The sequence below is a fragment of the Streptomyces sp. DvalAA-14 genome, assembly GCF_900091855.1.
GTDB lineage: Bacteria > Actinomycetota > Actinomycetes > Streptomycetales > Streptomycetaceae > Actinacidiphila.
Map to the genome: position 1 here is coordinate 1 of NZ_FMCH01000361.1, position 7082 is coordinate 7082.

General features: G+C 73.4%; 5 protein-coding genes. 2 read left to right on the forward strand and 3 right to left on the reverse strand.

Translation table 11 applies throughout. From position 1 onward, the window contains the following. Together GA0115240_RS18650 and GA0115240_RS18655 are read right to left on the reverse strand one after the other, a co-directional pair. The coding region (locus tag GA0115240_RS18650) for a protein kinase domain-containing protein (protein WP_161302288.1) at positions 1 to 527 on the reverse strand (527 nt) is incomplete at its 3' end. A gap of 3 nt (positions 528 to 530) precedes the next feature. After that, the gene (locus tag GA0115240_RS18655; RefSeq protein ID WP_093737813.1) at positions 531 to 1325 is read right to left on the reverse strand and encodes a serine/threonine protein kinase; all 795 of its coding nucleotides are present in this window, start codon (positions 1323 to 1325) and stop codon (positions 531 to 533) included. Between the two features lie 401 nt (positions 1326 to 1726). Between GA0115240_RS18655 and GA0115240_RS18660 the strand changes: the two genes are divergently transcribed. Beyond that, the gene (locus GA0115240_RS18660) at positions 1727 to 4813 is read left to right on the forward strand and encodes a GH92 family glycosyl hydrolase (protein WP_256069878.1); all 3087 of its coding nucleotides are present in this window, start codon (positions 1727 to 1729) and stop codon (positions 4811 to 4813) included. A 122-nt stretch (positions 4814 to 4935) separates the two neighbouring features. Further along, the gene (locus GA0115240_RS18665; protein ID WP_237555006.1) at positions 4936 to 5487 is read left to right on the forward strand and encodes a hypothetical protein; all 552 of its coding nucleotides are present in this window, start codon (positions 4936 to 4938) and stop codon (positions 5485 to 5487) included. Positions 5488 to 5523: 36 nt separating this feature from the next. Here the strand turns inward: GA0115240_RS18665 and GA0115240_RS18670 are convergent. Further along, positions 5524 to 7082 (reverse strand): TIGR03767 family metallophosphoesterase (locus GA0115240_RS18670; protein ID WP_107407166.1); only part of this gene is annotated, 1559 nt, incomplete at its 5' end.

Sequence of the window (7082 nt, forward strand, 5' to 3'; positions counted from 1 at the left end):
AGGCCGAAGTCCCCGAGCCACACCTCGCCGTGCGGGCCCAGCAGGACATTGGCCGGCTTGAGGTCGCCGTGCACCCAGCCCGCCGCGTGCAGATGGGCCAGGCCCTCGGCGGCGCCCCGCAGGACGCGCGCCGCGCCCGGAACACCGGTGCGCGGGGCGGCCGCGGCCAGCACGTCCTGCACACTGCACCGCGCGCGGTCCATCACCAGGACGACGGACCCGTCCAGATCGGGCCGGTCGCGGTCGGCCACGGTCAGGGCCGCGTAGGTGCGCACCAGGTGCGGGTGGCGGGCGGCCAGGCTGAACCGCACCTCCCGGCGCACCAGTTCGTCGACCGAGGCCCGCAGGCCGGGGGCCAGCCCGGCCACGCCCAGGAACTTCAGCGCGGCCCCCCGGCCGGCCGGGCCGCGCGCCGCGTACACGCTGCCCCAGCCGCCGGAGCCGATCAGGCCGGTGACGGTCCAGTCGCCGACCCGGTAGCCGGCCGGGACATCGAGCGCCGGCCGGCCCGGGCCGGGGGACGCCACCGGTCAGTCCTCCGTCCTGCCGCCCTGCCGCGCTCTGGGCGGCAGCAGGGCCAGATGCTCCTCCCGGACCAGGTCGAAGCGCAGGGCGAAGGCGATGAGCTCCTCGCGCTTGCCGCCGGACAGGCCGTCCCGCCCGCCGTCGGCCGCCTCGTCGAGCAGCCGCAGCTTGACCGAGGCGAGGTAGTCGATGTGGTAGTTGACGGCGGACCGGGTCAGATCGCGGCAGGCGTCCAGCGGCCGCAGCCGCTCCAGCAGATCCCCGACGCCCGGGACCGCGCCGGTGGAGGCGTTGCGCAGCCGTGGTTCGCACAGGGCCAGCAGCACCAGGAAGTACTTGGCGGTCGGGTCGAGGGCGAAGGGGGTGGTGGTCCGTTCGCCCCCGGCCGGGCCCGCCTCGGGGCTGTCGCCCTGGTAGGCGTGCTGCGGGGCGAAGACCTTGAAGCTGGCGTCCGCGCCCCGGGCGGGCAGCAGCACCCGGGAGAACTCGAAGGGGACCGGGGCGCCCAGCCGTCCCGGGGCCACCTTGATGTGCTCGCCGGCTCCCTCCAGGTTCTCCACCACGTAGGTGGCGGTGCGGCTGTAGTTGGACAGGCGCCAGTAGTCCTCGGCCGCCGTGATCTGCCCGGCGCACCGCGACACGCCCGGATCCCGCAGCCGCACCGGCACCGGGCTGCCCGGCGCGCCGCGCCCGAACCGCGCGCACTGGCCGGGGCCCAGCTTGAGCAGCCGGGGCCGCGGTGCCGGTTCGCCGTCCAGCCGCCGGCGCTCGTCGGGCAGTTGCACGATCACCGTGTCCATGACCCCGTCCCCGTTCTGTCCCTCGGGCCACACCTGTTGCCTCCTGGGAGACGATCGACCCCCCGGCCCGGTTGCGGGCCGCGGCGAGGATGGCCGATAAGCGATCACCCACATGGGTGCGTCGCCGCTGGTCAGCCGCGGTCGGCGCCGCACCAGCGGGACCCTGCGGACCCACCCGGCGGGCCGGCGGCGGCCACGGCGCCGGGGCTTCGGCCGACGCCGCGGTCGTCCTTCCTCCTTGACGGGCGGTCAACCCCCGGACCAGACTGCCGTCGCGCCGGTGACAACGATGTCAAGCGACTTAATTGACAGCGAGCCAGCCGGCCCGCAGGGCGACGCAGCGGCACGAGGGAAGGTCCAAGGTGCAACAACGAAACGGCAGATGGAGCACGATCGGGATCGTGGCGGCGGCACTGGCGGCGTGCGTGGTGGCCGCGCCGTCGGCGGTCGCCAGCGCACCACCGCGCTCCGGGCAGGTCGCGCTGGTGTCCGATCCGACGGCTTACGTCGATCCGATGATCGGCACACAGAAGGGCGTCGACTGGGAGAACACCTTCCCCGGTGTGACAGCGCCCTTCGGCATGATGCAGTTCAGCCCCGACACGCAGTCGGGGCCCACCGGTTACGCCTACTCCGACACCACCATCCGGGGCTTCAGCCTGGACCACTTCTCGGGCGGCTGCTCGTCCTTCGGCGACATCCCGATCCTGCCGGTCACCGGCGCGGTCGGGGACGATCCGGCCGGCCGTACCGAGCACTTCTCGCACGACGACGAGCACGCCGCCCCCGGCTCCTACTCGGTCGGGCTGACCGACTCGGGCGTGCACGTCGACCTGGGCGCCACCACCCGGACCGGGATCGCGTCCTTCCGCTACCCGTCCGGCAGCCAGGCGCAGGTGCTGGTCAAGTCGGGCACCAGCCTCGGCGGTGACCTGGCCGCCGACGTGCGGGTGGTCAACGACCACGAGCTGGCCGGCACCACCACGCCGCACGGGCTGTGCAACAACAGCAAATACACCATGTACTTCGACATCACCTTCGACCGCCCCTTCACCGCGCACGGCACCTGGCAGGACGGCGCCGTCACCCCCGGGGCGTCCAGCGCGACCGGGCCCGGCTCGGGCGCGTACCTGACCTTCGACACCACCGCCGACTCCTCGGTGACCGCCAAGGTCGGCATGTCCTACGTGAGCACCGACGGCGCGGCCGCCAACCGCGCCGCGGAGATCCCCGGCTGGAGCGTCGGGCACGTGCAGGCCGCCACCCGCGCCGCCTGGCGCGACGCGCTGCGCAAGGTCGATGTCGGCGGCGCCTCCACCGCCGAGCTGACCACCTTCTACACCTCGCTGTACCGGTCCCTGCAGTCGCCGAGCGTCTTCAACGACGTGGACGGCCGCTACATCGGCTTCGACGACGTCATCCACCAGGTGGCCGCCGGGCACACCCAGTACGCCACCTTCTCCGACTGGGACATCTACCGGTCGCTGGCCCCGCTGCAGACCATGCTCTATCCGCAGCGGGCCGGCGACATGGCCAACTCGCTGCTGCGCGACGCCCAGCAGCAGGGCGGCTGGTGGCCGAAGTGGCCCTCGCAGAACATGACCGGCAACGTGATGAACGGCGACAACGGCGTCCCGCTGTTCGCCCAGTACGTCGCCTACGGCGCCCGCGGCGTGGACGTCCGCGACGCGCTGCCCATCATGAAGAAGGGCGCCACCCAGTCGCAGAGCGTCGGCTGGGGCTGGACCGAGCGCCCCGGGGTGGAGGACTACGTCCGGCTCGGCTACGCGCCCAACGACGCGACCTCGCAGGGCGACCACGGCCTGCAGGGCGCCTCGGAGACCCTGGAGTGGTCGACCGACGACTTCGCCATCTCCCAGCTGGCCGCCTCCGTCGGCGACCACCGGACCCAGGCCGAGTACGCCAAGCGCGGCAACAACTGGCAGAACATCTACGACCCGGCCACCGGCTACCTGCGCCCGCGCGACGACAACGGCGCCTTCCCGGCCGGCCCGGGCTTCCAGACCCCGCCGGCCGGCGCCTTCGGCCAGGACGGCTACGACGAGGGCAACGCGGCGCAGTACAACTGGTCGGTGCAGCAGGACATGGCCGGCCTGATCGCCGCGATGGGCGGCAAGGACAAGGTCGTGCCGCGGCTGGACGCCTTCTTCAGCCAGCTGAACGCGGGCGGCAACGCCCCCTACGACTGGGCCGGCAACGAGATCGACACCACCGCCCCCTGGGCGTACGACTACGTGGGCCAGCCGTGGAAGACCCAGCAGGTCACCCGGCGCTTCGAGACCGAGCTGTTCACCACCGCGCCGGACGGCCTGCCCGGCAACGACGACAACGGCGCGCTGTCCTCCGAGTACGTGTGGGCCGCGCTCGGCATGATGCCCGCCACCCCCGGCACGCCGACGCTGGCGCTCAACAGCCCGCTGTTCAAGCGGGCGGTGATCAGCCTGGGCACCGGCCGGCGGATCACCATCGACGCACCCCGCGCCGCCGACGACGCGCCGTACGTCACCGGGCTGCGGCTGGACGGCCGCCCCTTCGCGTCCACCGCGCTGCCGGCCGGCTTCGCCACCGGCGGCGGGACGCTGGACTTCAGCCTCGCCACCCACGCCGACACCCACTGGGCCACCGGCGCGAAGGCCGCGCCCCCGTCCTACCGGTCCGACGAGGTGCCGGCGGTCGGCTACCTCACCCCGACCGGCACCCAGGTCCTCCCCGGCGGCAGCAGCCTGCCGGCCACCGTCGGCGCGTCCACGCTGGCCGGCCATGCCGGCCGGGTCCACTGGACGGCGAGTTCCGATGTGCCCGGGGTGACGGTGACCCCGTCGTCCGGCACGCTCGACCTGTCCCGGGCCGCCACCGCCGAGGTGCCCGTCACGATCGCGGTGGCGACGGGCACACCGTCGGGCTACCACCCGGTGAAGGTCGCCTTCCGCGCCGCCGACGGCACGACGCTGCCCGGCGGGGCCGTGGTGGTGACCGTACCGGCCGCCGACGGCGCCGCGACCGCCTGCGACACACTGGGCGCCACCGACACCCCGTGCGGGCTGCGGCTGCGCGACAACGGCGACGGCCACACCACCCCGGTCACGCTGGCCGGCCGCTCCGGCCGGTCCACCACTCCCGGGTCGCCCTTCGAGTACTTCGACGTCGACAACACCATCGTCCCCGGCGGCCACTACACCGCGACCGTCACCATCGACTACTACGACCACGGCACCGGCAGCTGGAGCATGCAGTACGACGCCACCGGCGGCGCCTACCAGCAGTCCCCGTCGGTCGCCAAGACCGGCACCGACACCTGGAAGACCGCCACCTTCACGGTGGACGACGCGGCCTTCCACAACGGCGAGAACGCCGGTACCGACTTCCGGCTCGCCAACAGCGGCGACACCGGGACCATCGGCCGCGTCCACGTCGCCGTCACCGGTGACAACGTGCTCGCCCTCCACCTCTGCCCCGACGACAACTGACACCCGCGCCGGCCGCCGGATGCCCGCCCGGGCACCCGGCGGCCCCGGCCCGGCCGGAAAGTCGCCCCCGGTCCACGGACGCGCCGAAGCGGGCCGGGCCGGGGGCGTCTTAGGGTCGTGGCATGACCGACGGTGCGGGAAGGGAGCCGGCCGGATCCCACCGGTCCGCCGAGAGCGGGCCGCTGCGCACGGCCCTGGGGCGCGAAGTCGACGCCGGCTGGGTGCGGGAGCGGATCTACGCGACCTTGACCATGCTCGCGGTCGTGGTCGCCCTCGCCGCGGAACACGTCACCGCGCTGGAAGCCGCCGTCTCGGTGCTGGCCACCGCGGTCGGGGTCTGGCTCACCGGCCTGGTGGCCGAGGAACAGGCGTACCGGGCCGCCCACGGCCGGCTGGCCGGCAAGGACGAGCTGCGCCGCATGCTCCACGTCACCTCGCCGCTGCTGAACTCCGCGGTCGGCCCGCTGGTGATGGTCGGGGTCTCGGCCGTGGGCCTGCTCGCCCTGTCCACCGCCCTGTACGTGTCGGCGGGCGTGGACGCCCTGTCCCTGTTCGGCTGGTCGTACTACTCCGGCATGCGAATGGGCGCGGGCATCGCCGCCTCCAGCGTCGCGGGGCTGATCAACATCGGCGTCGGAGCGGGCATCATCGTGGTGAAGCTGCTGGCCCACTAGCCGCGCCTGCGAACATCGCCGCGCCGCCGGCCGCGGTCAGGCCCGGCGCAGCAGCAGCTCCGTGTTCCGGTCCCGCTTCGTGCCCGCCGAGCTCTCCTTGACGCCGTCGGTCATGGTCTGCGCCAGGCCGGGCGCGTTGTACGCCAGCTCCCGGTACAGGGAGGCCAGGCCGCGGTCCGACAGGTCCTCGAAGTCCGTGCGGTAGGGCGCGGCGGACTCGATGAGCGTGGTGAACAGCGACAGCGTGCCGTCGTGGTTGTCGGTCAGCTCGATCAGCCGGGCGTGGTGCGGGTAGTCCACGTGCGAGGCGGTGTTGACCTCCCAGAAGGAGCGGCTCGCGGTCGCGTGCGCGTGCGGGGTGATCCGGCTGATGTGGCTGTGCCCGTTGATCCACGCCACCACGTTCGGGAACCGGCTCAGCAGCTCGATGACCTCCTCGCCGTCGTGCCGCTGCTCCTCCGGGCGGCCGGCGTCCGGGCGCCGCGTCATGCTCGGACTGTGGTGGTGGCTGAACACCAGGATGTGCGCGTCGTCGGCGCCCGCGTTGCGGACCGGCCGGCCGTCGGCGTCGTAGTGGAGCGAGCTGTGGGCGGTCAGGGTCCGCTCCAGCCAGTCCAGCTGCTCGCTGCCCACCGAGCCCTGGAAGTGGCCGCTGCGGTAGGTGGTGTCGACACTGATGCCGATGACGCCCTCGGCCACCTGGAAGGCGTAGTACAGCCGGTCGTCGTTGAGGTGGTCCTCGGTGTATCCGTGGCCGGCCGGGCCCGCCCCCGCGTAGGCCGGGTCGAGGTGGGCCGCCAGGTACTCGTGCGGCGAGAACATCCGGCGCCGGGGGTCGGCGGTCACCGTCCGGGCCCCGGCCGCGTTCCGCCGCAGGATGCCCTTCAGCACCTCGCTCTTGGGGTCGTCGCCGCTCTGCAGCACCTTCAGATAGGCGGCCACGTCGTCGGGCGGCACGGTGAGCAGCTTCCTGGACCCGGTGACGAGGTCGCGCAGCTGCCCGTCCTGCGGGGCCAGGCACCCCCCGGGCAGGGCGTCGTGATTTCCGGGCGTCGAGTACCAGGGGATGTTCAGACCGGGGCTGGTGACCGTCCGCACCGCGGCGTCGAGAAATCCGGGAATGCGGGGGAGTCCGCGCAGCTTGTCGAAGTCGCGCAGGCTGTCCTCGGGCTGCCAGAACAACGGCAGGCCGGAGTTCTGCGCTCCCTCGTAGCCGCTGGGATCTCCGGTGTTGGGGGTGATCGGGCCGCCGCTCATGGCGGTCAGATACCACTCGAGTTCGATCGCCGAGTTGTTGTCCACATTGTCACCGGTGGACATGACGAAAGCGGCCGGGCGGCCGGTGTGCGGGCCGCCGCCGAGCGCGTTGGCCTGCTCCACGAGCGCGACCGCGCCCGTCACCGACAGGGCCTCCTGCGTCCGCCACGAACCGGGCGACCCGGCCCGCAGGAACTCGGTCCGCAGCGGGTTCTGCACATCGGCCATGTGCAGGTCGGTGAACTGCAGGAACAGGCCAGCGGCGTGCGGCGGTCGGCGCGCCCGGCGCCCGCCGCGGCGATTCGGACCGCACGACGACCGGCCAGCCCGGCCCCGGC

Coding starts and splice junctions, on each gene's coding strand:
- GA0115240_RS18655 (WP_093737813.1), bottom strand. CDS start 1,325: ATGGACACGGTGATCGTGCAACTGCCCGACGAGCGCCGGCGGCTGGAC.
- GA0115240_RS18665 (WP_237555006.1), top strand. CDS start 4,936: ATGACCGACGGTGCGGGAAGGGAGCCGGCCGGATCCCACCGGTCCGCC.